The sequence below is a fragment of the Congregibacter variabilis genome (genome assembly GCF_045689235.1).
In the GTDB taxonomy this organism is placed as follows: domain Bacteria; phylum Pseudomonadota; class Gammaproteobacteria; order Pseudomonadales; family Halieaceae; genus Congregibacter; species Congregibacter variabilis.
Genome location: NZ_CP136864.1, coordinates 2,981,024 through 3,006,055, shown reverse-complemented (window position 1 = coordinate 3,006,055; position 25,032 = coordinate 2,981,024). Strand labels below are relative to the sequence as shown.

The window sequence follows — 25,032 nt, the reverse complement described above, 5'->3', positions numbered from 1 at the left end:
AGGAGTTAAGACCTGTCTTACAATAGCGGGTTAATAAAGATTTCCACCTCCAGCGGCGGCCAGTCCATCAGGGCACGCTGTTCGTTAACACGCTGCCTTGCCCGCTCGCGCACAGCCACGAACCCCGGATGCTCCTGCAACGAGTCAAAGGCGCGGTCGCGGAAATCGGTAGGACCGAGGGATAACCGTTTCTCATAAAACTGGTCGAGGAACGCAACGCTTTTATCGGGATCACCCGCCAACGCCCAGTAGCGCGCCTCATCACGATCACGTAGACCAGAGCGCGATCCACCCGCACGAAACCGGTCAATGACCTCTTTCAAACGCTGCAAGATACGCTGCACGCCGCCGTTATTCCCGGTCGCTTGCATAGCTAGCGCGAGCTCGCGGTAAGGCGGCACTACCGATCGGGCTGACGCACCACGCAGGCGAGTTTCGAAGGTCTCAAGATCGCCGGCATAAACGTCCTCATAAAATGCGATAAGAGCCTCGTCCTCTCCGGCGATAGACAGCGCCTGAATATAGGAGAGTTGCGAACTGACAATATCAGGATTCAGAGCGAGTTTTGCTCGCAGAGCATCGATAGCCGCCGTAGGGTCCCCCACTTCAATTTGTCTTTGCAACTGAAAACTTCCGCTTAAACCAACCGTATTCACAGCCCTGTCGAACTCCCCCAGGAAACCGTAGCTAAGGCTAAGCCACTGAGCGCCTCTGCTAGTACGAGCGTTTTCCGGGACACTCTCCAGCGCAACGACTGCATCGGCAAGTCGCCCCTCCAATACTGCAATACGCGCGGTATAAAACGCCGTCGTTGCGGGATTGCGGCTACGCCTGATATAGGCACGGGCAATATCCTTTGCACCTTCGATGTCGCCCACTTCATCAGAATAGAGCATGCCATTATTCACCGCAGGCCCGTACAGCGGGTCAATAGCGAGAAGGGCATTGAGTTGATCCAGCGCAGCGCGAAACTCCCCGATATCCACTAAAGCCAGCGATAACCAATTGCGCGCATCCAATGAGTTAGGGTTTAGCTCCAAAGCACGTCGCAGGCTCGCTCTGGCAGCATCCGGACGCCCCTCATCGTTGTTTAGAAGACCCTGTACCGCATGGGCATGGGCTAGGTCGGGATCAAGCTCCAAGGCCTTTTCCACATCCGCCACCGCCTTGGGCCGGGAAACGTGATGCGGAATATCACCATAGGATGAAGGTCTGTCGCTTAGTAGTAGATGTACCTGCGCCCGGGCCGCGTAGGCCGGCGCGTAGGCCGGATCGATAGTAATAGCCTGATCCAGCAGTGCTCGAGCGCGAGTCATCTTGGCCACATCGCGACTGGCAATCAGGTCCCGCGCCTCCAGAAACAGGCCGTAAGCATTGATGTCGGTCCGGGTAGCCGGCGTGATCGTGTCATCAACGTCGATCTGCAGCTCCGCTTTCATGGCGGTCAAAATCTGCTGAGCAATATCGTCCTGTACTGCAAAAATGCTGGTGAGGTCACGATCATAGGTCTCAGACCACAGATGGAACCCATCGCTTACCTGAATAAGCTGAGCGGTGACGCGCACCTTGTCGCCTTCGGTACGTACCGAGCCTTCTAAAATATTAGCAACGTTCAGTACGCGGCCGATCTCTCGAAGATCTTCATTGCGACCCTTGAAGGCAAAAGACGAGGTACGCCCCGCTACCTGCATGCCTTTGACCTTGGCGAGCACGTTGAGCAACTCTTCGGAAATACCGTCAGCGAAGTACTCCTGATCGCCGGCCGCAGAGAGGTCCGCAAAAGGCAACACCGCAATGGACGCGACGTTGCCACCCACCGGCTCAGCAATGGCATCTGAACCTGCATCATTCTCCGCATTCGGAGAACCCGGCATATCGGTTGTCGACGCTCCCCCTCCCAAAAAGCGCGGTAACACCATGGCCCCGGCAAACAGCAAAAAGGAGAGGATCAGCACGATATCCAACTTGGAGCCGGTCTGCGCAGTAATACTCTCGTCCTCGTCTACCGCAGAGGTGCGCTTGATGCCATCGGGGGTGAGCTCAAAGGCCCAGGCAAAGATCAACGCAACGGGGAATACAATCACCAGAAAAGACAGCACCACCGCGTCGAACCACGCAGGCAGCGCGATGGCTTCTTCTACCGTTGCCGCCACCTGCACCAGCAGCCAGCCAACCACGGTGTACACACCGGCTACGCGGAATACGTTGCGCCGTTTTAGCTCGCCGAGAAAACTCACGAAAAATGCCTTCTGTGTAATTAGACCAAACCATAGCGTATCCGCCGAATCGAGACTAGCGAGTGTTTGTTAGAGCAAGCACGGTGCTGCACACCCACGGCAAAAGAGCTGGGCTATCATTGCTCACACTGAATCCCTCACTGTGGAGAGCTCCATGCGAATTCTGTTCGTCACACTACTGTTAGCTTGCGGTCAGCTTATGGCCCAACCGCTACCAGGATTTCGCGAAGAACCTGTCGAGTTCTCCCCCGAGGTCGAAACCCGCCGTCATTTACTGCAGGTGTCGCTGGGCCGTGTCCCGGCTGACCTTTTGCTGCGCAACGTCACGCTGCTAAATGTGTTTACAGGCAACTGGGAGTCCGCGCAGGACATCGCAATTTCTGGCGACCGCATTGCCTGGGTGGGCAACAGCGGCAACTTCACGGGCAAGACATTGGCCACCCGCGATGCCAGCGGCCTTTGGGCCGTGCCGGGCTTTGGCGAATCTCATAAACATATCGAGAGCAGCTATCTAACGCCTGAATACGAAGCGGAACTGGTCGTGCCGTTCGGCAGCACCTGGACCGTAGAAGGCTCCCACGAGATCTCTAACGTGGTGGGTAACAACAACGTGGACTTCTGGCTATACGCCGAAGACGCAGGGAGCCCGCTTAAAATCTTTCCGGCGGTTGGCTCAGCTACGCCACCGACGGTGTACGAATCCGGCGGCGGCTACTACGGCCATGACGAAATGGCGGCCTTTATGCAGCGCGACCTGCGAGTTGTGGGCCTTGGAGAGGTTATGGACTGGACCGCCGTCAGCGAGCTGGACGCTCCAGGCCACAAACGTATCTGGGGCATGATGCAGGCCACGCGCCAAAACCGTGGCGTGATCGAAGGCCACGGTGCGGGGCTTGTGACTGCGGCCGAAATCAATGCTTTTGCCGCAGCAGGATTGTCTTCGGATCATGAGGTACGCCTGCCCGAAGAAGGGCTGGAAAAACTTCGTCGCGGCGTGTTTTTGGAAGTCAAAGTCCGCGCTATGCGAGACCTCTTCCCGCACCTTATAAAAGAAGGCCTTAGCGACTGGAGCAATATCTCGGTCACCACCGACGATCGCGATGTGCACACCACCACGCAGCTCGGCTCCATGGACTACAACATCCGCAGCGCCATCAAGGCCGGTGTACCCACCACCATCGCCTACCAATTAGGCAGCTATAACACCGCGCGGCATTTCAATATTGATCATCTTGTAGGGAGCATCGCTCCTGGACGCTTTGCCGATATTGTTCTGCTGACGGACCCGGACACCGTTGCCGTAGAGTCGGTGTATGCCAGCGGACAGCTCGCTGCGAAAAACGGCAAGTACCTGTTAGCTGTCCCCAAAATCGAATACCCCGCCTGGGCCACCAACACCATGAACGTGGGCCGCAAGCTCACAGCAGATGACTTTGCTATGACCGCTGCGAAGAATCGACAGAGCATGGATATCGCGGTACTCGAACCTTTTTACTTCAAGCCCGAGCTCCCTAAGGACACGCTGGCGGTTATCGACGGTGAACTGCGAGCGGATCCATCGCGGGGCATTAGTAAAGTGGCCATGATTGATCGATACCATGGTGACGCGGCGCTCTCCACCATGTTCTGGCGCAACGTGGGGCCCTTGTCACCGGGCTCAGCGCTGGCAAGCTCCCAATCGCATGACCTGCATAACATCTGGGCATTGGGTAATGACGATGCAGCCATGGCGCTCGCCGCTAATACGGTTGCAGACATGCAGGGCGGTTGGGCGCTGGTGCACAATGGCAAGCTGGTGGCCACGGTACGACTGGAAGTCGCCGGACTGGTCTCCCAACGATCCGTTACCGAGGTGGGTGCCGAGGTAGAAGCTCTGTTTAACGCGGCCGATCAAATGGACTGGATTGGTAACCCTGGATTACCTGAGCGTATGCGCTTTGCCTTCTTAACGGCCTCACCCTGGAAGTGGCAACTTGTAGCGCCCTATGCAGGCAACCCCGGCGGTCTGGTCAATATCACGACCGGTGAGACACACCCCGTCGCCTGGTGATGCGCCGAGGACTGCTGTTTGCGCTGCTGCTGCTGGCAGCGAGCGCTGAGGCGCATCTGCTGAACATGTCCAAATCATCGGTGAGCCTTGCCGATGGCGGGGCTGTCACCGTAGAGCTTGCTCTTGACCTGCTGGCGACCGCGGGCAGTCGCGAGGCCTATTGGGAGTGGAGCCAGTTCAGCGAGCCCATGAGGTCGCCGGACTTGCAAAAAGCACTCGTAGCACTTCCGGGCGCCGTAGCGCTTACTGCCGATGGCGAACCTGTTGCGCTAACGCTCAGGGAGCTGCGATTTCCCAAGCTGCCCAAGGAAGACTATCTCGATCCCCTGGGCTGGCCCCGCACAGAAGTGGTACTCAGCGGAAAGATCTCATCCAAGACTACTCCAAGCACTCTTCAGGTTACGTATCTCGACAGCTTTCGCTTTGAAGAACCCATCGCCAATACGCTCATCGAAGAAAAAAGTGGGCGCAAGCAGACTCGCTGGCTGGTCACGGGTCAGCACTCCCCGGCATTTAAATTAACTAGCGCTTCGCCAAGCACCGCAGGAGCATCCAGGGAAGCTGCCACTACAAGTGCAGCAATTGAATCCGCAGAATCCAAAGCTCTTTTCATGGATATGTCCTTTGCAGGCTTTCGGCACATCTTTCCTGGTGGCATAGACCACCTGCTGTTTGTAGCCGTCCTCTTTTTTGGCTCGGCATCGTTTGCAGGACTGGTAGGCATCATCACACTGTTTACCCTCGCCCATTCCTTGAGCCTGGGCATGACGGCCCTGGGATGGTTTAGCGCACCCGCATCCATAGTCGAACCCCTGATTCTGCTGAGCATCGTATGGATAGCCGCAGCGAATCTTGTAAGAAAAGCCCGGTCGCACAGTAGCTACCTGCTGGTACTGCTTTTTGGACTGGTTCATGGTTTGGGTTTTGCGTCAGCATTGAGAGACATAGGTTTGCCGACGGATTTTCTGCTCGGGGGCCTGCTGGGCTTTAATCTGGGCGTAGAGGCCGCACAGCTCGCCTTCCTGCTTATGCTCGGAGCCGTTGGTTTTGCAGCAAGGCGACTGTTGCCCAATGACACACTCTGGAAACGACGAGGCTCCATGCTTGTTATAGGCGTTACACTGTTGATGGTCGGCACCCGGTATTTGTAGAGTAGCGCCGGTGGCCAGAGTCATCATGTCAACCGAGGTGAACATGGATAATACGCAGATCTGCGAAGCGCTCTTTGATGCCTTCGCAACGGGCAACGAAGAACGAGCTCGCGCCCTGTGCTCGCCGGACCTTCAGGCCTGGCAGAACAGCAACCCTCCCATGGGCCTGGACTTGCTACTGGCCTTCTCAAAATCGGTTCATAGCGTCGTGCAGGACTTTCGTTATGAGGAGGCCAAACGATCGGCAACGGCAACAGGGTTTGTTGAGGAACACAGGGTCCGTGGCACGCTTCCCGATGGCGGCTCACTGGATCTGGCGGTATGCGTTGTTGCAGATGTGCGCGATGGCAAGGTTGTGGACCTGCGTGAATATCTGGACACCTCCGCTGCATCGGGACTCATCGCGGCGCTAAGCTAAGCGGCCATGCATAAACCATGCACCAACAATAACAACAGTTCCTTTTAAGGAGACCGCAAGCATGAGCACACCACAGCTAGCGATAGCGTCCGCCTTCAACAAAGACAGCAGCGCCAGCGAGGTTATCGCCGGTGTAGACCTGACCGGCAAACTTGCTGTGGTTACCGGGGGATATTCGGGCTTGGGCCTGGAGACCGCCCGCGCGCTTGCCGCCGCGGGGGCGTCGGTACTCGTGCCGGCAAGACGTCCCGAGCATGCCCTTACTGAGTTAGCAGCACTTGCGGATTTACCTGGCAAGATTGAGGTCGATGCGCTGGATCTTGGTGACCTCGCATCGGTAAAGGTCTTTGCCCAGCGCTTTTTAGACGGCGGCAAAAGTATTGATATTCTCATTAACAATGCCGCGATCATGGCCTGCCCCGAAACGCGCCTGGCTCAGGACTGGGAGGCGCAGTTTGCTACCAATCATCTGGGGCACTTTGCGATGACTCTGCTTTTGTACCCGGCGCTGGCCGCAAACGGCGGCGCCCGAGTGGTGTCGCTGTCATCTACCGGACACAAGCTGTCGCCGATTCGTTGGGATGACCTCATGTTTACCAAGGACGATTACAACAAGTGGATTGCCTATGGTCAGGCTAAGACCGCCAACAGCCTGTTTGCGGTTGAGCTTGATGCGCGGGGCCGGTCCGATAATGTTCGCGCCTTTGCTGTGCACCCGGGAGGCATCATGACGCCCCTGCAGCGTCATCTACCCAAAGAAGAAATGATTGCCATGGGATGGATAGATGAAGCCGGCACGGTGAACGCAATTTTTAAAAATACCGAACAGGGTGCTGCCACCACAGTCTGGGCAGCCACGGCTCCAGACCTGGAGGGACACGGTGGTGTGTACTGCGAAGACTGCAACATCGCCAACAGCACCGAAGTGGGTAGCGATACCGCCCGTTATCAAGGGGTTGATGCTCATGCGGTAGACGCCGAGGAAGCGCGCAAACTCTGGGCCTTATCAGAGTTACTCACCGGCGTTTCGGCAGCCTGATTGTGAACGCAGGTCTATCCCGCCGGCAGGTTCTGAGGATTGCCGCCGGCGGTATTGCAGCGGTGAGCACAAGCGGGTGCAGTGAAGAGCCAGCCCCGGGGCGATACACCCAGGCAGATATCGACCAACTGGCCAAGCAGCAACTGGACGAGGCGGTTAGAAAAGGAAAGGGGCCCTACGGTGAGCAACGCTACGCAGGTTATCGCGGGCTGGCCTCGCTACCGTGGTTCGAGCTCAATGATGCCGGCAACCTAATCTGTGTTGATGACAGCCTTCCGGGAATTGTTGATGTCCACGCCCACCTGGGCATGTCGATACTCTTTAAACCGGAGCTGGACCTACAGGCCTCGACACCCCGGGTTCGACACCTGCTGGACTGTGATGGAACCGCCCCGCCGAGCGAGCTGGACCTGGATATCTATATCAACGGGAATTTTTCTCCAGAGGCACTGAGCAAGAACGAAAGAGTACTCACTACGCAGGGCTTATGGGGAAACGAGGTCATTCGCAGCCACACGATCCCCAATCTCATCGCCGAAATGGACTGCATGCGAGTACAACACTCCCTTGTTCTGCCCATAAAACTGGGCCTGCCTTTTGGTGATGATCTCACCGAGCAATGGCGAGCGGCGATCTCTAGCGCTGACATAAGTGACCGCTTGATGGCGGGCTGCTCAGTGCACCCACAAGACCCTGATCGCGTAGAGCAGCTGCATCAATACGCAGCAACCGGCGCTCGCGTCGTCAAACTGCATCCAACCGTGCAGCGCTTCTACCCCGACGACCCAAGCATGATGCCTTTGTATGAAGAGGCACAGCGACTGGGAATGGTGATCTTCTTCCACGGCGGTCGCGCGGGCATTGAACCAGAGTCGAGTCAGCGATACGCCGTACCCAGGCATTACGCAAAAGTCCTGCGGGACTTCCCTAGGCTGCAGGTCATTTTGGGCCACGCGGGTGCCCGCGACAGTGCCGGAATGCTGGAATTGGCGCTTGCACATCAAAATGCCTGGCTGGGAATCCATGGCCAGGGAGTCACGAGCCTGGACACCATCATCGCCCGGACCGGCGGCGAGCGGCTGCTATTTGGTACGGACTGGCCCTGGTATCACCTAGGCGCAACGCTGGCTAAAGTTCTGATCTGCACAGACAGCCCGCAGCGAATGGCGATCCGAAGTGCGATCCTTCGGGATAATGCGATGGCTCTGCTTCCTGACTTGGCTAGCTGACATTTTTTTGACAAAAAATTTATTTTGTCTAACTTCGGTCCAATATTTAAAAGTCGGCGTATGTTTGGTGAGAAAGACAAGAAAAGTTGAAAATAAGGAGTCAACTCATGTTGGTGATAGCGCGTTTATATGATGATGAAGGTCGAGCACGTGCCGCGGTAAATGCTCTGGTAGAACTTGGTTATAGCAGTGACGATATTGCGTTGATGGAGGGCCCTAAGGCTCCCATTCAGCATGAAGGCGACGTAACTGAGACTGCTAACCCCACAGACATGGTCAACAAAGCCGTACGTATCGGTAGCATGCTCGGTCAGCACGCGGATTTTTACATGCAGCGACTGACCGAAGGTCGAGCGCTGGTAGCCGTGACACCTCCCTTTATCGCCTCACGCATGGTCGAAGTAACTTTGGACGAGTACAAGCCTCTTTCAGACTCACATGTACCAGCGCCAGAGCCATTTGTTCCGCTGAGCGAGCAAGCGACTCCCCTGTCGAACATGCTCGGTCTCCCCGTGCTGGTCAATGGCACAATGTCAGAAGCCTTCGGCTTTGATACCCAGCAGGACGGTCTGAGTCATTTTTCACAGTGGTTCAAGCCGCTGGCTCCCGATTTCACCTTTTCGTCGTTGGTAGGCTGGAAGATCAAGAGCAGCAACGACACGCCGCTCTCATCCATGCTTGGACTCCCTGTCAAAAGCGAACGCCTGGAGGGCAAAGCGTCTTCCTTTGGCATATCGCTTAAGAGCAAGAGCGGTACACCGTTTTCGTCAATGCTGGGACTTCCTCTGTTATCCAAGCGCGAGCATTACCTCAGTTAAACCAGGCAAGCTAGACCATTTAGGCCGCGTCCCGTTTGGGGCGCGGTTTTTTTTTGCTTCATCGCGCATTTACGCGGATCGTCGTTCCCGGCGTTCGACGTCTGTCTCGCCGAATCAGAGGCTCAGCGGGGTCGAATCGCAAAAAACGCCTACGAGATAAAAAAGGCGGCACCGCCTATTGCCAATGTGTAAACTTTTGTTTACACTTATTGGTGCCAAATAACCTTGACAATATCTGTGCGACTTCCTAGTCTGATCTGTACGGGAAAAGTTGCCTTATCCGCAGCTGTTTCCGCCATCACTGTGATAGGTAACGGAGTAGCTAAAGTGGAAAATGGAGAAAAGGTCTTCCCGACCGGCTTGACCATTAGGGAATCTGAGGAAGTACACAAGTACATCATCGATGGTACGCGTGTGTTCTTTGTAATCGCACTCGTGGCGCACGCCTTGGCGTACACACTAACCCCCTGGTTGGGCTAAGGAGTAAACCATGAATAACGGAAAACTTTGGACCGTGGTGAATCCTACTGTTGGAATCCCATTGATGCTGGGCGGCGTGGCCGTAATTGCACTGACTGTGCACTTTGCCATTCTGAACAACACTACCTGGTTCGCAGCCTTCTGGGGCGGCTAAGATCGCTCCGGCGGTTGTAGTAAAACCTTCTGGGGCGGCTTAGGTCGCCCCGATTTATTTCTGAGGATTGAGTGCCGGTGAATCGTCTCAACCGCAAACTCATTTCTATGTGGTCCTCTCTGGGGCCCCATTGCATGCCTTTCGCGGACGTGGCGACGCCTGATCTTCCGCTGCGCCGCTTATTACGTCTCTCGCTGTTTCAAGTCTCCGTCGGCATGGCTATGGTGCTTCTGGTGGGCACGCTCAATCGTGTGATGATCGTGGAGCTGAACGTTCCTGCGTCCATCGTAGGTGTCATGCTGGCCATGCCTCTCATTTTTGCACCCCTGCGCGCACTGATAGGTTTTCGCTCAGATAATCACCAAAGTGCGCTGGGCTGGCGGCGTGTACCCTTCGTCTGGAAGGGCTCTCTCGCACAGTTTGGCGGATTTTCTATCATGCCTTTTGCGCTGCTGGTCCTTGCCGGTGAAGGGATGTCTGGCAATGTCTCGCCCTGGGTTGGTCAAATTACCGCCGCAGCATCATTTTTACTGGTCGGAGCTGGAATCCATACGGTACAGACCGCCGGGCTCGCGCTGGCAACCGACCTGGCACCCCAGGAGTCCCACCCTCGGGTCGTGGGACTTATGTACGTAATGCTGCTGGTCGGCATGATGGTCAGCGCACTCATTTTTGGCACCGTACTCATGGACTTCAGCCCTGGCCGTTTGGTACAGGTTATCCAGATGACCGCCTTGCTAACTCTGGTACTCAACGTTACCGCCGTCTGGAAACAAGAAGTTCGCCGACCCCAGCGGGGCGAAGTCAGCGTTGCACCAGACCCCAGCTTCAAAGACGCCTGGCAGAAATTCTGTGAGGGTGAACACACTGTTCGTCGCCTAGCTATTGTCGGCATGGGCACCATGGCCTTTGGTATGGCCGATATTTTACTCGAGCCTTTTGGCGGCCACGTGCTCAATCTTTCTGTCAGCTCTACCACACTGCTGACCGCTCTCTTTGCTGTGGGCGGCCTTACTGGTTTCGGCGCAGCATCCAAAGCTATTAGCGAAGGCATGGACCCTTATGTCGCCACACGCATCGGCGCGTTCATCGGTTTACCCGCCTTTGCCCTGGTGATTACTGCGGCACCGCTGCTCAACCCCTGGCTGTTTGTGGCGGGCAACTTCCTGATAGGTTTTGGCGGCGCGCTCTTTGGACATGGCACGCTGACATCAACCATGAACCGCGCGCCCCGGGAACAAGCCGGGCTTGCTCTGGGCGCCTGGGGTGCCGTGCAGGCAACGGCTGCGGGCATTGGCGTAGCGCTGTCGGGCATCATCCGCGATCTGGTTAACGCGCTGGAAGCCTCATCATTGACCGGAGCCTCCACCAGTGCCAGCGCCAGCGCCAGCGCCAGCGGCTATATGACGGTTTATGCCATAGAAATAGCACTGCTGCTCGGCACTCTGATACTGATTGCGCCGCTGCTTCGTACACGTCCCGCTACGGACGCTGGCAGCATCGCAACCGGGCCTGCCCTTTAGATGGCCATACTCGACATTATCGAAATGCCGGATGAACGGCTGCGGGAACAGTCCGCGCCCGTTACCGTGTTCGATGAAGCACTTCAGGGGCAGGTCGGTGATCTATTCGACACCCTTGGCGAGACTGGCGGCATTGGCCTGTCCGCACCCCAGGCCGGCATCTCAAAACGCATTATTTTGGTCAATGTGCCTGACGACGACTACGGCGCCCAGCTGTACATCAACCCCGAGGTCATTTCAAAATCTACACCAAGATTTGTGGAAGAAAGCTGCCTGTCGGTGCCTGGCATCGAGGGCAACGTTGTTCGAGCAACGCGTTTAAAAGTTCGCGCGCAAAACCTTGATGGCGAAAGTTTTGAGCTCGATGTCGACGGCATGCATGCGGTCTGCGTGCAACATGAACTGGACCATCTGGAAGGCGTGCTTTTTATAGATCTACTATCATGGTTTAAAAAGCTACGCCTGAAAATTGCGGCGAAACGCAATGCCCGAGAAGCACAGGCCGCCTAACCAAGACACGGAAAACCTATGTCATTCCAGCCTGTTGCGGGTAAACCGCTGATTATTGAAGCCTCACTCAATGGGGCAGCCAGCAAGGCGCTAAACCCTAACGTGCCCTACAGTGATGACGAGATAGTCGCCGACGCGGTGGCGTGCATGGAGGCTGGCGCAGCACTGATCCACAACCATACCGACGAACCCATTATTGGTGGCTGCGGCGAACTGGACACGGAGCGCTACGCACGACCCTGGCGTCGGCTGCTAAAAATTCGTCCCGACGCAATTCTGACGCCGACCATGCCCGTGGGCCAGGAAGGCGTTGGCGTGCAAACGCGCTACAAGCATGTCGAAGAGATGGCACGCGAGGGCTTGCTGGCTCAAGGTCTCGTGGATCCCGGCACTTTCAATTTGTCACTGCTGGATGAGGACGGGCTCTTTGCGCCCAGTGAATATCTTTATCGCAATGACATGACGGACTCTCGCTACTACGTGGAGGCCTGCCGGCGACACAACATTGGTCTGAGCATCTCCATCTTCGAGCCCAGCTTTCTCAAGTTTGTTCTTGCATACCACCGCGCGGACAAACTTCCACCGGGAAGCATGATCAAACTGTATTTTGCGTCGGAGGAACTTCCCTTCGGCATGCCGCCCACCGCAACCAGTCTGGATGCATACCTGGGCATGCTCGGAGACTGGGATGTACCGTGGCTGGTCTCAAGCTTTGGTGCTGATTGCGTAGGCTGCGGTCTGGCCGAAGCGGCGATACAGCGGGGTGGGCACGTGCAGGTCGGTCTGGAACCCTATGCCGGAGATCGCACACCGACAAATGTAGAGCTAGTGAGCGAAGTGACCGACATCGCGGCGCGCTACGACCGCCCTATTGCTTCGCCCACAGAAGCGGCTGCAATGCTGAAGCTACCAACGTTTCCCGTCGCCTTCACACAGCAATCCCAAGCTTCAGCTTAGACCCTCATGCCAGGCTTTTTACAAAGGCCCGACCCAAGGGGCTAATTGCGATCACTCCAGCGATAGCATGGAGTGCAACGACTATCCCTATAGAAACCAATGTGGCTCGATGTGGCTTTTTCTGCTGCCAGTAATCATGGATCACTATTGCCAACATCAACAGTAACAGCCCCAGAGGGATCATTGGCCCCTGCTCCGTGTCAAAAACCATACGAGAGATACGTGCCAAGGCAGGGGAGATAATCGATGCCGAAGCAAACAACATAAAGCGCTTATGGGCATCGGCCTTCTTTCGAGAGAAAACGGCCAAGGCTAAAAGCAGCGCAAAACCCACAACGGAGCCGATATTTATCCAAACGACGGTCGTGGCAAAACTTAAGAACGGTATGCCCACAGCCTGCTGAGGATTGACTTCTGCCATGTCCATATCAAAGGTAGTGCCATGGCCCAGCTCCCGCGGCACAAAGTTAAGCGTCGCCATTAATCCGCCAACCACAACCACTACGCCGTAGGCGACAAAAAACCGGCCTAACTGCCGATGCAGTGCAGTATTCGCATTGCGAACCAACAAAGCCTGTGTCACTAACAATACAAACCAACCGGTTAGCACGGCACCATGCAGGTGCAGATAAAAAGGCATACTCTCTTGAGCAAAAGCAAATCGCGCAAAAAACGAGGGTGCAAATCCTCCCAGCACGATCGCCAGAAGGACAAGCGCGTAGTAAAAGAAAAATCGATCTCTAACTGATGTACTACCTTGCATAAGGTCGATCCCTCGCATTTGAGAAGCAAATAGCGGCAGCACATCGCAGCGCGGCGAGAATCCCACTAAACTGAGTTTATGTGGAAACATACCGGCAAACAACGCCCCGACTTTGCGATCCCTCCCGGTCCCGACCAGGAATCGGTATGGGATTATCCGCGTCCGCCAAAACTGGTGCCAACAGAAGAGCTTGTAGTGGTGGGTTCGGTGGATCGTCCCATCGCGAGCACGCACGCCGCGCTTCGAGTACTGGAGACAGCCAGTCCACCGACCTATTACATTCCAGAGGGCGATATCGATTGGCATCGGCTTCGTAAAATTGCCAGTCGCAGCTTTTGCGAGTGGAAGGGCGAGGCTAGTTACTTTGCGCTAGCTGATGATCCGCAGGGGCTCGCCGTAGCCTGGCTCTACGCTAACCCCTCTGCAAGCTTTGCCGCCATTGACAGGCACGCCTCTTTTTATCCGGCGCGCATTGAGTGTTGGGTAAACTCCGAGCGCGTACGACCTCAGGCTGGCGAGTTTTACGGAGGCTGGATTACCGACCGCCTGGCAGGCCCTTTTAAAGGCGAGCCGGGAACCGGTCATTGGTAGCGAGCGCTGACAGCAGCAATCATGCGGTACTGCGCAAATAATGCACCCCGAAAAGACCTTCCTCATCCTGCCAGGTCTCTATGATTTCCAGCCCGGCGGAAGTAGCCAGCGAAGCAAAATCCTCAAGACCGTACTTGTAGGAACACTCCGTGTGGATCGTCTCCCCCGCTTTAAAATCAACGATCGTCCCAGCACACTCCACCTGTTGGTTTAACTCACTCACCAGATGCATTTCGATACGCCGCAAATCTTCGTTATAAAAAGCACGGTGTCTAAAGGCGGCCTCATCAAAATCAGCATCGAGTAAAGCATTCATACGTCGTAAGACGTTCAAATTAAACTGGGCTGTGACACCGGCATCATCGTTGTAGGCAGCTTCCAGACGTTCCGTCGACTTATGGGTGTCAACGCCAATTAGAACACCACCATCTTTGCCTACCAGCGATGCGATAGTACGCAGAAACGCCTGCGCCAGTGACGGATCAAGATTGCCGATGGTGGACCCGGGGTAGAACACCACGCGCCGAGCCGAGGGCAGTTCACTCAAGAACTCCCAACCTGCATTGAAATCGGCGCAAACCGCAAAGATGTCCAGCCAGGGGTACTCATCCCCTAGCGTCTTGGCCGACTCATGAAGAAAATCCGCCGATATATCAACGGGCACGTAAACCGCGGGGCGCACTGCCTCGAGCAAAATCCGCACTTTCTCGCTGGAGCCACTACCGGGCTCGATAAACACACTGTTGTCACCACAGTTAGCCGCAATCGACGCGCGGTTGTCGTTAAGAATCATGCTCTCGGTGCGTGTCGGGTAGTACTCCGGCAAACGCGTAATCTGATCAAAGAGCTCAGAGCCCCGCTGATCGTAGAACCACTTGGGATTAACGCTTTTTTGCGGCAACTGGAGCCCCGCAAGAATCTCCGCGCGACCATCGCCCAGATCCGGGTGCTCATCCCGAAAGCTGACGCGACTGACATTGCCCAAGGACTTATTCATAGCTGTGGAAAAACCTCTATTCAATGCATCTATCGCGCAAGACGTATGCCGCTAAACTGCCAGCGATCCTGCGGATAGAAAAAATTTCGGTAGCCAGGTCGAGCCTGACTCGACGGTGTTACGCAGGAGCCACCGCGAAGCACCCACTGATTACTCATAAACTTGCCGTTGTACTCGCCAATCGCTCCCGTCGAAGGCGCAAAGCCGGGATAAGGGCTGTAAGCAGTTTGCGTCCACTGCCAGCAGGCGCCGTAGAGTTGCTCCAGGCCGCCGCCCTTTGCAGACTCAGGATGGCAATGCAATAAATGGGCGTCATTGATGTCACGCGGCGCTGTACTACCTTTAGTCTGCTCCGCCATATGCTCCCACTGCGCTTCGGTGGGTAAACGTGCGCCAGCCCAACGCGCATAGGCGTCGGCCTCGTAACCACTTACATGGCATAAGGGGGTTGCTCTGGAGCGAGTCTTTAATCCGCCCAGCGTAAATTCTACAGACTCCCCTTCTCGCTCATGCCAATGTAAGGGAGCCGTCCAATGCTCACGCTGCGCCGTGGCCCAGCCATCAGCCAACCAAAACTCAGGGCGCTCATAGCCGCCATCATCAATAAAATCCTGATAATCGCCGTTAGTCACTAATCTGTTGGCGATTTCGAAGGGCTCAATATAAACCCGATGGCGAGGCTGCTCGTTGTCAAAACAAAAACCTTTGCCGTTGTGGCCAATCTCTATCAATCCGCCTTCAAACTTCGTCCATTGCAGGGGTCCGGGCGCTTCGTTGGCTGTGCAGACCTCAGAACGATAAGTCGGATACAGCGGATTGGCACCCAGAGAATATTTAACATCAGTAAAAAACAACTCCTGATGCTGACGTTCGTGCTCAATGCCCAATACTGTTCTGGAGAGTATCGTTTCGCATTCCTCGTGCACGGATGCCGTAGCAAGCAGTAACAACATGGCTTTATCGACGTGTTCTCGATAGCTGAGGACTTCGCTGAGCAAGGGCCTCGACAACAAACCCCGCTGTGCACGGGGGTGCTGCGCCCCAATACCGTTGTAGTAGGAGTTAAACAGCACTTCATACATAGGGTCTACAGGTTCATAGTCACCCAGAAATTGCTTAAGCAAAAAGGTCTCAAAGAACCAAGTGGTATGCGCGAGGTGCCACTTTGGGGGACTGGCAAACTCAGCCGCCTGAAGTCCATAGTCTTCGACCTCCAGAGGCTCACAAATCGTCAGAAACTGCCTGCGAGTAGCAACAAAGCTGTCACGAAGGGCTTCAACTGACATTTGCAGGTGCCCCACTAGCATTTAGAACTCTTCCACCTACCCAGGTGAGTTCACCGTCAACACGACTGCGTAACTCTCCGCCGTAGCGGGAGCACTGTTGCGCAGTAAGCTGCTCATCGAGATCACGGTTCATCCAATAGGTCGCAAGAACGCGCATCGCCGAGCCCGTCGCCGTGTCCTCAGGGACGCCGTGCTGTGGCGCAAAATAACGTAGCTGTACGTCAACAGGCGAAGACCGCGACCCACGCGAGGTCACTATGAGCGCACGGTTACTTCGGCGACGTAAGGCATAGGCTGGTATGGGAAGCGCGCGTAAATCAAAGCCTTGGGGCCACTCCAACACCAAGTAACCGTTCTCATCGCCCGCCTCGGCGGCCCGCCAGGGCAGTACAGGGAAAAACTCACCAATCCAATGAGGTACACGGCAGGCTACACAGCTAATGGAGGGAAGGCCGATCCAGAACCTGTCGCCTTCGGCATGAAAGGCGGCTCGCAGGCCGTTCATTTCAAGCTGACCTACTGCCCGATCCGCGGCACTCCAGGCCGCTCCACAGCACAGTAAACCGTGACCGCACAACTTTATCTGCGTATCTGCGGGCGACCAGCAGCGCACCGCGCAAACATCATCATCAATAGGCCAGCTAAGACACTGCGTATATAAATCAGGGCTTGGTGACTTACGGGGAGCTTCGCCAAGCAAGCTCACCTGACAGGGGTTACCTCGAATTGCATCACGGAGAGAGCCTCCGCCGCCAGCGAATGCATAGAAGATGGAGCTTGCGAGTTCTGGATCGATAAACCTACTTTCTTCTCGTGGACAAATTTTATTTGCTAAGGCTCATTCGCGAACTGCAACACAAAGGCAGAGTAAAAATCCTAACAGCTTTTGCCGCTCAGAACATAAGGCGCTAGCGAATCCGCAAATGCGCCGGTACAAACCGACGCTCCAGCAGGCTAAAAGCCAGCTCTGTGGCTATGGCAAGACAAGCCGCAGGCACGGCACCCTCCAGAATCAGCCGGTGATTATTGAGGCTCAGCCCGGTGATAATTGGCTCTCCAAGCCCGCCGGCTCCTACAAAAGCGGCCAGCGTGGCGGTGCCAATGCTGATAATGGCCGCCGTCTTGATGCCCGCAATAATCATCGGTGTAGCCAGCGGCAATTCGATCCTCAGTATTTGCTGGGTGGCTGTCAGACCCAGACTCCGTGCAACCTCCTTAAGCAGCGGGTCTACGCCTGCAAGTCCTGCCAGAGTGTTGCGCACTATGGGCAGCAGCGAATACAGAAAGAGCGCAAAGATTGCCGTGGTCTGACCCAAACCCAGCACCGGAATAAGCAATGCAAGTAGCGCCAACGCCGGTATGGTCTGAAACAAGCTCGCCAGATACTGCAAGGCACCAGCAACGCGAGGCAATCGTGATACGAGCAATGCCAGGGGTATCGCCACGAAACACCCCAAGCCCACGGCAATGGCTGTCAGCTTAAGGTGCACGGAAGTGTTGTAAACAATACGACTCTCGCTGCCCGCGGGCTCCAAAGCGTCGTTGACCAAACCCTCATCACGAAGAAACTCGAAGGCCACCAGCGCGGGCGACAAACCATCGGTCGCCACCCGTCGGTTGAGGGAGCGCATCTTCGGCTCATCAATGACCCCCTCCAGTTCACTCAGAGTGTTTCTTACATTGGATGGCAGGTCTTGTCGGATCAGATAGCCAGCGTCATAGGTAGGAAAAAACTCGAGATCATCATCAAGCAAACGAAGACCATAGAGATCTAAATCGCCATCGGTCGTATAGGCATCGGCAACATCCAGTTGCCCTGCGTCCAACGCTCGATAAGCCAGAGCGTGCTCAATACCTTTGGGCCGCAAAGAGAGTCCGTAGCGGCGCTGTAGCTCCGGCCAGCCATCACCTCGATTAAGAAACTCATGAGAAAAACCCACAACAAGTTCCGGGTGTTCTGCCAAATCAGATATCTGAGTAATACCCCGGGACGCCGCAAGGTCCTCGGGCATTGCAATGGCATAACTATTGTCAAAACCGAGCCGCAGATAAAACTCTAGATCATCCTTGGCCAGCGCTGCTGATAAGCCCGCCGCGTCCATGGTCGGATCGTCGAACACGGCACCCGTCAGTGTGCCCGTGTACTCGGGATAGATATCCAGCTCTCCTTGAACAAGCGCCTCATAGCTAATGAGTGTGCCTCCAAGCCCCATTCTGCGCTCAACAATTTGGCCCTTTGCTTCCAGATACTGTGCCGCGATCTCGGCTAGCACGTGGCTTTCACTAAAGGTCTTGGAACCCACAACAATGGGCTGCTGCGCGAGCGTGGGCATCGCTGACAAAGCGATGAAAAGCACCATGCTTCGGATCAGTCGCCTCACCGCGTTGCCTTAGACATTAGGGACTGCAGTAAGGCCTCGGGCTCCAGATCTGGTTGCTGGGCATGCAGCTTTGCGGTGGACTCGTTCACCCGGACTACGCCCTTATCCATTACCACGATCTGCTGGGCCAGCAACATCGCCTCGCGCATGTCGTGCGTCACCAGCACAACAGTGACAGGCTCGGCCGCAAGAAGTTGCAGTAACTGCTGGTGAATATCAAACCGGGTGATGGGATCGATAGCCGCGAAGGGTTCATCAAGCAATAACACCTGCGGGCGCAGCATCATCGCCCTGCATAGGCCCACTCGCTGTTGCTGGCCACCACTGAGCTCATGGGGATACCGCTGCAAGAGCGCTTCATCAAGGTGCATGAGCGAAAGTAACTCACCCATGCGGTCTTTCCGCCTTTGCTTCGGCCAGCCGGCGACCTGTGCGCCAATAGAAATATTGTCCGCAGCGCTCAGGTGAGGAAACAGCCCCGTTCCCTGAACGGCGTAACCCATGCGCTGACGAATTTGCGCTATGTGCTGATAATCCAGAGGCTCACCGAAGGCACGCACTTCGCCGCCATCGGGTTTCAGCAAACCATTGCATAACTTGAGGATCGTAGACTTACCGCAGCCGCTGGCGCCAACGACAGCCGTCACACATCCCTTTGCGAATTCAAGGCTGATGTCGTGGAGCACCGTTTCTTTAGCGAAGCATTTGCTTACCGAGCGCAACTCAATAAGTCCCATTAGACAGCCCTGGCCAAACCGATCATTTCAGTAAAACGCAATTCAGAAAAAGTCGAAACGGATGCCCACTCCAACCATCTGGGAATCAATCTGATTATCAAATTGCAAATACTCAGCATAAATATCAATGGTGTCGAAAAAATCCAGGGCCACACCTGCGCCGATGAAGGTCTCGGTATCGTCATCAGTCCGGGGCATATCAGCAAACCTTGTCTCCACTTCAACAGCCGCTAAGCCGGCTTTTGCGTAGATCTCGAAGAACGGTCCTACGGGAACATAGGCTACTCCCGCAAAAGTCAGGGCACTGGCGTCCACGGAGTAACTCACTTCGTCAAGATCTCCCGACCACGACCCCAGGTCGTAGTAGCCCACCTCCGCAGACAGCATCAACACATTACTATCGAGAAACTGGTAACCAATAAAGCCGGCCGGAGTAATGTCATCTTCACCACCGACGGTGATTTCGACATCGGTAAAGTACGCTCCTGCGCCCACGTAAAGCGAGTCGGCTCGCGCCGCTGTGGCGGCGCCAAGGCACAGGACAATGGCTAGTCCGGTAAATCCGGCGGTAAACGTAACTTTCGATCGATATAACAAGTGCCGGTCTCTCCATAAAAAGTTTTCCTAAGTATAGGCGAAGCGACCATGTTGAAAATGAAAAAACCCTGTGATCGCTCCAAGGCCAAACTGCGTTTTACTGATGAAGCATTCATTTGCTCCTATGAATGTACGTTCTGTGCCGAAAACCTCCTGGGCGCCTGTATTAGGGGTGCATCAACGCTCGAGCCGTACTACCCTTGGTGTATGGCATCTGCAAAAGAGGCAAAGGCATGTCGCTCTCAAACCCACTGAACCTGCTAACCGGCGCCGCATTTGTCGTGGGCACACTCTTGGCAACGCACAGCAGCGCAGAGCAACTCATCGTGGATGTGGTTGGTATAGAACGTCTTGGCGGCACAATGATGGTGGCGATATTTGACTCCGCTGAAGCCTGGGAAGACAGCTCAAAAGCCATCAGTGTTGGCAAGGACAGCGTATCGGGCCCCACGGTAAGACTCATATTTCCAAACCTGCCAGCTGGCCGCTACGCCGTGAAGCTCTATCACGACGAAGATAATGACGGACAACTCGATAGCAATATGCTGGGCATTCCCAGCGAGGGCTATGGTTTCAGTAACAATCCTCAGGTTCTGGGCGAGCCCGAGTTCGAAGAAGCGATGTTCATCATCGAAGGTGACACCAATATCCAAATTACACTGAACTAGTCGTAGCTATCTTTTACCCAGCGTCGGTCCGTGATGCTGGCAGCATCATCGTAGGCCCCTTTCTTGTCTCGAGGCGGCAGATCAATAATTGGATGGTCTGCCGATTCATAGGGAATTTGATCCAGAAGGTGGCGGATCAGATTTAGCCGAGCCCGGCGTTTATCATCGGCGTTCACGATATACCAAGGCGCATACTCAGTGTCTGTTGCTTCAAGCATCTCATCACGAGCACGAGAATATTCATACCAACGCTCCCGCGACGGCAAATCCATAGGCGAGAGCTTCCACTGCTTAACCGGATCATGGATACGATCCTCAAACCGCCGCTCTTGCTTTTCTGGACTTACCTCTAGCCAGTACTTCAGAAAGATCACGCCGCTTTCTACAATCATGCTTTTTTCAAAGTTCGGGCAGTCCTTTAAAAAACGCTGGGACTGCTGCTCAGTACAAAAACCCATAACCCGCTCTACGCCAGCTCGGTTATACCAACTTCGATCAAATACCACGATTTCGCCGGCAGCAGGAAAGTGGTTGATATAACGCTGCATGTAAATCTGGCTCTTCTCGCGATCCGATGGTTTTGGAAGAGCCACCACTCTAAACACACGCGGACTCACTCGCTCAGTTAAAGCCCGGATACAACCGCCCTTTCCGGCTGCATCTCGGCCTTCGAACACCACAATCACTCGCTGTTCAGTGGCCTTCACCCAATCTTGCAGTGCAACCAGTTCGGCCTGCAGCGCTCGAAGCTCTTCTTCATAATGTTTACGTTTCACAGGCCAAGGCTCCCGGTATAAAAATCAGATGTGTCAGAACCAGTGTTTCTTCAAAGTTTCACCCCAGTCTAACTGATGAATACTGAGCGCTCACCCACAATAGCTAACACGCAGGTGCCAGAAGCAGATAAGAGCCCTTGGATATTTTCTGAACTCGTCTACAATCCCGATTATTCATGTTCGGACGAGTTATCGTCGAGCTCCTTCCTTGACAGACCATGCAGGCGACCCTAATCCAAGATGGCTAAATGCCCGCAGTGCTCAAGCCCCAGCATTCGCAAGTCGCGAAAGCAGACCAAGGGTAAAACCGGAAAAAGCCGGCTCTACTTCGCCTATCGCTGTAACCAGTGTGGTACTCGTTTTGTGGCAGCCGACACAACTTTGATTGGCAGTCTGGCGACCATGGGTGCGCTCGGTTTGTCGCTGCTCGTAGGAATTGTGTGGGTCATTTTTGGCAGCTCGGCCGAGGATGAATTGCTGCTACAAAAAACGCGGGACAGGGCCGTAGACAACCAGCAGTCCCTTGCTTCGGGCTATCGTGCGGTTGCCGCCGGCGATGAATTAGACCCTGATTCCAGTGACGGCACTCCTTTGGCCCAGTACCGTCTGGCGAAACAGTTTTTTAGCCAATACGATCACACGGGTGACCCCGCTGATCTTCGGAGCGCGCATAAACTGCTTCTCAAATCAGCGGAGCAACAGCACCCGCAAGCCCAAGCCGAACTGGGCAACTCCTACCTCACTGGACGTGGCGTAGTTCAGGATTTCCCACTTGCTGCAGATTGGTATAAACAAGCGGCAGAGAACGGTGTTCCTGAGGCGATGCATGAGCTGGGTAAAATGGCCCGTTCCGGATGGGGGATGGAGCAGAGCCTCGTGGATGCTTATGTATGGTTAAATCTGGCTAGCGCCCGGGGAGACCTGCGGGCTCGCGACGCCCGGAGTCAGCTTATTAGCCAGTTAACGAACGAGGAACTAATGGAAGCGCAGCGTCGGTCGCGAGAGCTGGATCAAAGCATTCCGCGAGGCTGACTGATCCACTACATCGCAGGATCAACGAGGAGCCAATACACAGCCTGTGTTATAGACTTGAACATGCAGAGTTAAGCGGGTGTAGTTCAATGGCAGAACGGCAGCTTCCCAAGCTGCATATGGGAGTTCGATTCTCCTCACCCGCTCCAGCTAAAAATCAGAGCCGGCTCGTCAGTCCGCAACGTTTCGACAACGCTGTTGTTTAAAGACCAACTCTTTTTCACCATTCATCGCAGAGATAACAGCCGTCAGTTCTGTTCCATCCGATTCATAGGAAATGAGCTGCGGATAATCATGCTGGGGGTTTTCAAAGACAACACGCTTATCCCCCATCTCCTGAACCAGGAACGTGGCGGGGTTTTGGCCCGACGGATGAGCCGTATAGGTCAGTGTGCCACCCACTTCTTTTATGTATAGCAGCTCATAAAACGCAATATCACTTCCATCAATCGATGCGCTAAAGCCAAGCAGCGTGCCGTCAGGATTCTTTACCCAGACTTCCTTACTGTAGCTTTCAAAAGACTCCCAGCAGCCCACAAGCCAATCCACACCCTCCGCACGTGTGTGTATGGGGCACGTTAAGAGCAGGCACAAAAACACAAAACGCGCCTGGACAGGCGTGTGAGGGTAAAGTCGAAGGCGCCAAAAAACCCGGCACCCCTCGGCGAGAACGTTCATTAATATCTCTTTAGTTAAGGCGTATACCAAATAGGCGATGTGTACGCACGCTCCTGATGCACCAACTCCACGTGCTCTGGAATATTCGCGCCTAAACGGACCTTGTCATACAGGACCCAGCGGGGAGTCGGTATTTCAAGAACACGGACATAGTAAAAGGCGCTTTCGTTCGCATCAAAATCCGGATCTTCCCATATGGTCATAAGCTCCGAAGCGCCAATAGTGTTAGTCCAGTTGGCCGCCTCTAGATCCACGGTGTTTCCTACGGCGGGAAGCTTGCCGTTCTCATCTATTTCGCGGCCATCGGACCAAACAACATCGTAGACTTTTTCCTGCAGTTTCCCCCGCTTATCCATCCAGCCTTTCACAACCTGAATACGGTCAAGATTTGCACCGATGGGATCCCTCAGGGCATACACCATGAATGTCGGAGACTTGCCCTCGGGGGCTGTATGCAAATCACCGCCCATAGGAACGCCCTTCTCGTAACCAACGAAAGCAGGCTGGCGGCTTCGCAGATCATCGCCATCAAAATCCCAACCGCCAAAGAAACGTACGGCCATGCGTGATCCAGTGGTTGCATAAGTCTCTTTGCGCTCCATGGCATCAAACAAGGCTTTGCGAGTGTTCTCCGTTGCCCAGATTCCCTGATAACCCGAGGCGAGCAACATATCTCCCTCAAAAGCCCCCAAAGCAGACTTCACAAAGGGGTGCTCCACCCGCGTAGCCGAAGGCTCTACACTCACAGACTTGCCAAAAAAATTCTCTTCTTCGGCCGTAGAAAGAGAGGTGTGAGAATCGGTAGCGCCGACCATGCCAAACTTATAGGGATTCGTGCCGAACTTCTTCTCTAGCGCAAGCCCTTGCTTGAGGGCTTCGCGGGCGTATTCCCTGGGCAGCATTTCCGGCTCTTTAAGCTCAGTAATATCCAGATTGCCCACATCCCAGGTACCGTAGTCAGCGAACTCATCATCGGGAGATAAATCAGGGTGCGCCTCTCCGTCACCTTTGATTTGCGTGACCTCGTAAAGCGGCTCCCACTTAGCGCGCAGCGTCACATAGTCTTTATTTACGCGACCACCTGCATAAGTCTTGTCCACGGGGAACATCCAACCATTTGATAAGTTGCCGTTGTGCGCAATCGCCAGCGCACGCCCACCGGTTTGGCTTTCGTAGTTTTCGAGCCAGTTATACAAATCAAGAGGATCCGTGCTACCCACCGGCGGTAATGTAGTCATGGGAACAACCTGCGACGCGCGATCGCCGTTATCGCGCAAAATAACGTTGCGGTGCAAGTTGAAGCCCTTGGGTACCGACGTCCATTCAAATCCGATGAAGGCAGTAAACCGACCTGGCTCGTTATAGCTGTCGGCTTTCTCGACAATCTCATCCCACAGGTTGTTGTAAACATCCGCTCCGGGGCTGTATTGCTCAAGCAGCTCTTTTGAAATTGTGCCCTGCGAAAAGTTACCAATAAGGTCAAAAGCCGCATCTGCCGCTGCCTGCCCACCCGTTTGAAAACCCTCTGCCCACTCGCGCCCCTTAGGAACAGCAAGCACATTCGGCGCGCCGCGCTGGATATCAGTAGCAATGCCCATCATGTCTGAGTGATCTGTGATCACCAGAAAGTCCAGAGGGCGACTTAACTTAAGCGGCTGGCCCGTGGAAGAAACCACCTGTTCGCCTCGAGCAAGACGATAAGCCGTATCGTGACCCGTGGTGTTGCCAAACAAACCTGCATCCAACGATAAGCCCGTGTGCAGGTGTGTCTCCCCCCAATACACCTGGCTTGGGAACGCGCGGTTCGCGTAGGGTGAATAGACTTTGCCGGGATAAAGCTCACTGACCTTACCCGGAGGTACCGTACCACCATCATGCTGTGCTGATACCGGCGCTTGAGCAACAAGCAAACCTGTAAAGACACCAATCAGAAACAAGGAGTTTTTATTTTTATTCATCG

At 54.9% G+C, this 25,032-nt stretch carries 26 protein-coding genes and 1 tRNA gene; 16 read left to right on the top strand and 11 right to left on the bottom strand.

Annotated features, from left to right (window positions below; all coding sequences use genetic code 11):
• Positions 1–17 precede the first annotated feature (17 nt).
• Positions 18–2,237, bottom strand: coding sequence for a tetratricopeptide repeat protein (locus tag R0135_RS13420; protein ID WP_407347373.1), 2,220 nt, complete (start codon positions 2,235–2,237; stop codon positions 18–20).
• A gap of 154 nt (positions 2,238–2,391) precedes the next feature.
• Here R0135_RS13420 and R0135_RS13415 point away from each other — a divergent pair, with 154 nt between their 5' ends.
• From R0135_RS13415 to R0135_RS13365, 11 genes are all read left to right on the top strand, one after another.
• Positions 2,392–4,287, top strand: a complete 1,896-nt coding sequence (locus R0135_RS13415; RefSeq protein WP_407347371.1) for an adenine deaminase C-terminal domain-containing protein — start codon at positions 2,392–2,394, stop codon at positions 4,285–4,287.
• Positions 4,287–5,438, top strand: a complete 1,152-nt coding sequence (locus R0135_RS13410) for a HupE/UreJ family protein (protein WP_407347369.1) — start codon at positions 4,287–4,289, stop codon at positions 5,436–5,438. The genes R0135_RS13415 and R0135_RS13410 overlap by 1 nt, the downstream gene beginning before the upstream one ends.
• A 25-nt stretch (positions 5,439–5,463) precedes the next feature.
• The gene (locus R0135_RS13405; RefSeq protein ID WP_407347367.1) at positions 5,464–5,856 is read left to right on the top strand and encodes a nuclear transport factor 2 family protein; all 393 of its coding nucleotides are present in this window, start codon (positions 5,464–5,466) and stop codon (positions 5,854–5,856) included.
• Positions 5,857–5,917: 61 nt separating this feature from the next.
• Positions 5,918–6,895 carry an oxidoreductase gene (locus R0135_RS13400; RefSeq protein WP_407347365.1) on the top strand — a complete coding sequence of 326 codons (978 nt, stop codon included), beginning with the start codon at positions 5,918–5,920 and terminating at the stop codon, positions 6,893–6,895.
• A 2-nt stretch (positions 6,896–6,897) separates the two neighbouring features.
• Positions 6,898–8,124, top strand: a complete 1,227-nt coding sequence (locus tag R0135_RS13395; protein ID WP_407347363.1) for an amidohydrolase family protein — start codon at positions 6,898–6,900, stop codon at positions 8,122–8,124.
• A 107-nt stretch (positions 8,125–8,231) separates the two neighbouring features.
• The gene (locus tag R0135_RS13390; RefSeq protein ID WP_407347362.1) at positions 8,232–8,942 is read left to right on the top strand and encodes a hypothetical protein; all 711 of its coding nucleotides are present in this window, start codon (positions 8,232–8,234) and stop codon (positions 8,940–8,942) included.
• A gap of 327 nt (positions 8,943–9,269) precedes the next feature.
• Positions 9,270–9,422, top strand: a complete 153-nt coding sequence (gene pufB, locus R0135_RS13385; protein WP_008293020.1) for a light-harvesting antenna LH1, beta subunit — start codon at positions 9,270–9,272, stop codon at positions 9,420–9,422.
• A 10-nt stretch (positions 9,423–9,432) separates the two neighbouring features.
• On the top strand, positions 9,433–9,576 hold the full coding sequence (locus R0135_RS13380; RefSeq protein WP_009024244.1) for a light-harvesting protein: 144 nt from the start codon (positions 9,433–9,435) through the stop codon (positions 9,574–9,576).
• A gap of 77 nt (positions 9,577–9,653) precedes the next feature.
• The gene (locus R0135_RS13375; RefSeq protein WP_407347361.1) at positions 9,654–11,099 is read left to right on the top strand and encodes a PucC family protein; all 1,446 of its coding nucleotides are present in this window, start codon (positions 9,654–9,656) and stop codon (positions 11,097–11,099) included.
• On the top strand, positions 11,100–11,609 hold the full coding sequence (gene def, locus R0135_RS13370) for a peptide deformylase (protein ID WP_407347360.1): 510 nt from the start codon (positions 11,100–11,102) through the stop codon (positions 11,607–11,609).
• A gap of 18 nt (positions 11,610–11,627) precedes the next feature.
• Positions 11,628–12,566 (top strand): 3-keto-5-aminohexanoate cleavage protein, encoded by a 939-nt coding sequence (locus R0135_RS13365; RefSeq protein ID WP_407347359.1) that lies wholly within the window; start codon positions 11,628–11,630, stop codon positions 12,564–12,566.
• A gap of 4 nt (positions 12,567–12,570) precedes the next feature.
• On the opposite strand, the gene R0135_RS13360 is transcribed toward R0135_RS13365, so the two are convergent.
• On the bottom strand, positions 12,571–13,329 hold the full coding sequence (locus R0135_RS13360; RefSeq protein WP_407347358.1) for a hypothetical protein: 759 nt from the start codon (positions 13,327–13,329) through the stop codon (positions 12,571–12,573).
• A 78-nt stretch (positions 13,330–13,407) separates the two neighbouring features.
• Here R0135_RS13360 and R0135_RS13355 point away from each other — a divergent pair, with 78 nt between their 5' ends.
• Positions 13,408–13,920 carry a DUF427 domain-containing protein gene (locus tag R0135_RS13355; RefSeq protein ID WP_407347357.1) on the top strand — a complete coding sequence of 171 codons (513 nt, stop codon included), beginning with the start codon at positions 13,408–13,410 and terminating at the stop codon, positions 13,918–13,920.
• Positions 13,921–13,939: 19 nt separating this feature from the next.
• Here the strand turns inward: R0135_RS13355 and egtD are convergent, their stop codons facing one another.
• The 6 genes from egtD to R0135_RS13325 form a co-directional block, all read right to left on the bottom strand.
• Positions 13,940–14,917 carry an L-histidine N(alpha)-methyltransferase gene (gene egtD, locus R0135_RS13350; RefSeq protein ID WP_407347356.1) on the bottom strand — a complete coding sequence of 326 codons (978 nt, stop codon included), beginning with the start codon at positions 14,915–14,917 and terminating at the stop codon, positions 13,940–13,942.
• 29 nt (positions 14,918–14,946) lie between these two features.
• The gene (gene egtB, locus R0135_RS13345; RefSeq protein ID WP_407347355.1) at positions 14,947–16,203 is read right to left on the bottom strand and encodes an ergothioneine biosynthesis protein EgtB; all 1,257 of its coding nucleotides are present in this window, start codon (positions 16,201–16,203) and stop codon (positions 14,947–14,949) included.
• Positions 16,193–16,909, bottom strand: a complete 717-nt coding sequence (locus R0135_RS13340) for a PhzF family phenazine biosynthesis protein (RefSeq protein ID WP_407347354.1) — start codon at positions 16,907–16,909, stop codon at positions 16,193–16,195. The genes egtB and R0135_RS13340 overlap by 11 nt, the downstream gene beginning before the upstream one ends.
• Positions 16,910–17,111: 202 nt before the next feature.
• Entirely contained in the window at positions 17,112–18,584 is a 1,473-nt protein-coding gene (locus R0135_RS13335) for a glycine betaine ABC transporter substrate-binding protein (protein ID WP_407347353.1), read from the bottom strand.
• Positions 18,581–19,321, bottom strand: a complete 741-nt coding sequence (locus R0135_RS13330; protein WP_407347352.1) for an ATP-binding cassette domain-containing protein — start codon at positions 19,319–19,321, stop codon at positions 18,581–18,583. The genes R0135_RS13335 and R0135_RS13330 overlap by 4 nt, the downstream gene beginning before the upstream one ends.
• Before the next feature lie 42 nt (positions 19,322–19,363).
• On the bottom strand, positions 19,364–19,918 hold the full coding sequence (locus R0135_RS13325) for an outer membrane beta-barrel protein (RefSeq protein WP_407347351.1): 555 nt from the start codon (positions 19,916–19,918) through the stop codon (positions 19,364–19,366).
• Between the two features lie 48 nt (positions 19,919–19,966).
• On the opposite strand from R0135_RS13325, the gene R0135_RS13320 reads away from it, so the two are divergent.
• Together R0135_RS13320 and R0135_RS13315 are read left to right on the top strand one after the other, a co-directional pair.
• The gene (locus tag R0135_RS13320) at positions 19,967–20,173 is read left to right on the top strand and encodes a DUF1272 domain-containing protein (protein ID WP_407347350.1); all 207 of its coding nucleotides are present in this window, start codon (positions 19,967–19,969) and stop codon (positions 20,171–20,173) included.
• The gene (locus R0135_RS13315) at positions 20,152–20,586 is read left to right on the top strand and encodes a DUF2141 domain-containing protein (protein ID WP_407347349.1); all 435 of its coding nucleotides are present in this window, start codon (positions 20,152–20,154) and stop codon (positions 20,584–20,586) included. The genes R0135_RS13320 and R0135_RS13315 overlap by 22 nt, the downstream gene beginning before the upstream one ends.
• Here the strand turns inward: R0135_RS13315 and ppk2 are convergent.
• Positions 20,583–21,362, bottom strand: a complete 780-nt coding sequence (gene ppk2, locus R0135_RS13310) for a polyphosphate kinase 2 (RefSeq protein WP_407347348.1) — start codon at positions 21,360–21,362, stop codon at positions 20,583–20,585. The two genes, R0135_RS13315 and ppk2, sit on opposite strands and share 4 nt — an antisense overlap.
• Before the next feature lie 363 nt (positions 21,363–21,725).
• Here ppk2 and R0135_RS13305 point away from each other — a divergent pair, with 363 nt between their 5' ends.
• Both R0135_RS13305 and R0135_RS13300 read left to right on the top strand, forming a co-directional pair.
• Positions 21,726–22,394 carry a tetratricopeptide repeat protein gene (locus R0135_RS13305; protein WP_407347347.1) on the top strand — a complete coding sequence of 223 codons (669 nt, stop codon included), beginning with the start codon at positions 21,726–21,728 and terminating at the stop codon, positions 22,392–22,394.
• 75 nt (positions 22,395–22,469) lie between these two features.
• A tRNA-Gly gene (locus R0135_RS13300) sits at positions 22,470–22,543 on the top strand.
• 22 nt (positions 22,544–22,565) lie between these two features.
• On the opposite strand, the gene R0135_RS13295 is transcribed toward R0135_RS13300, so the two are convergent.
• On the bottom strand, positions 22,566–23,072 hold the full coding sequence (locus tag R0135_RS13295; protein WP_407347346.1) for a DUF6265 family protein: 507 nt from the start codon (positions 23,070–23,072) through the stop codon (positions 22,566–22,568).
• A 14-nt stretch (positions 23,073–23,086) separates the two neighbouring features.
• Positions 23,087–25,030, bottom strand: coding sequence for a DUF3604 domain-containing protein (locus R0135_RS13290; RefSeq protein WP_407347345.1), 1,944 nt, complete (start codon positions 25,028–25,030; stop codon positions 23,087–23,089).
• Positions 25,031–25,032: the final 2 nt, after the last annotated feature.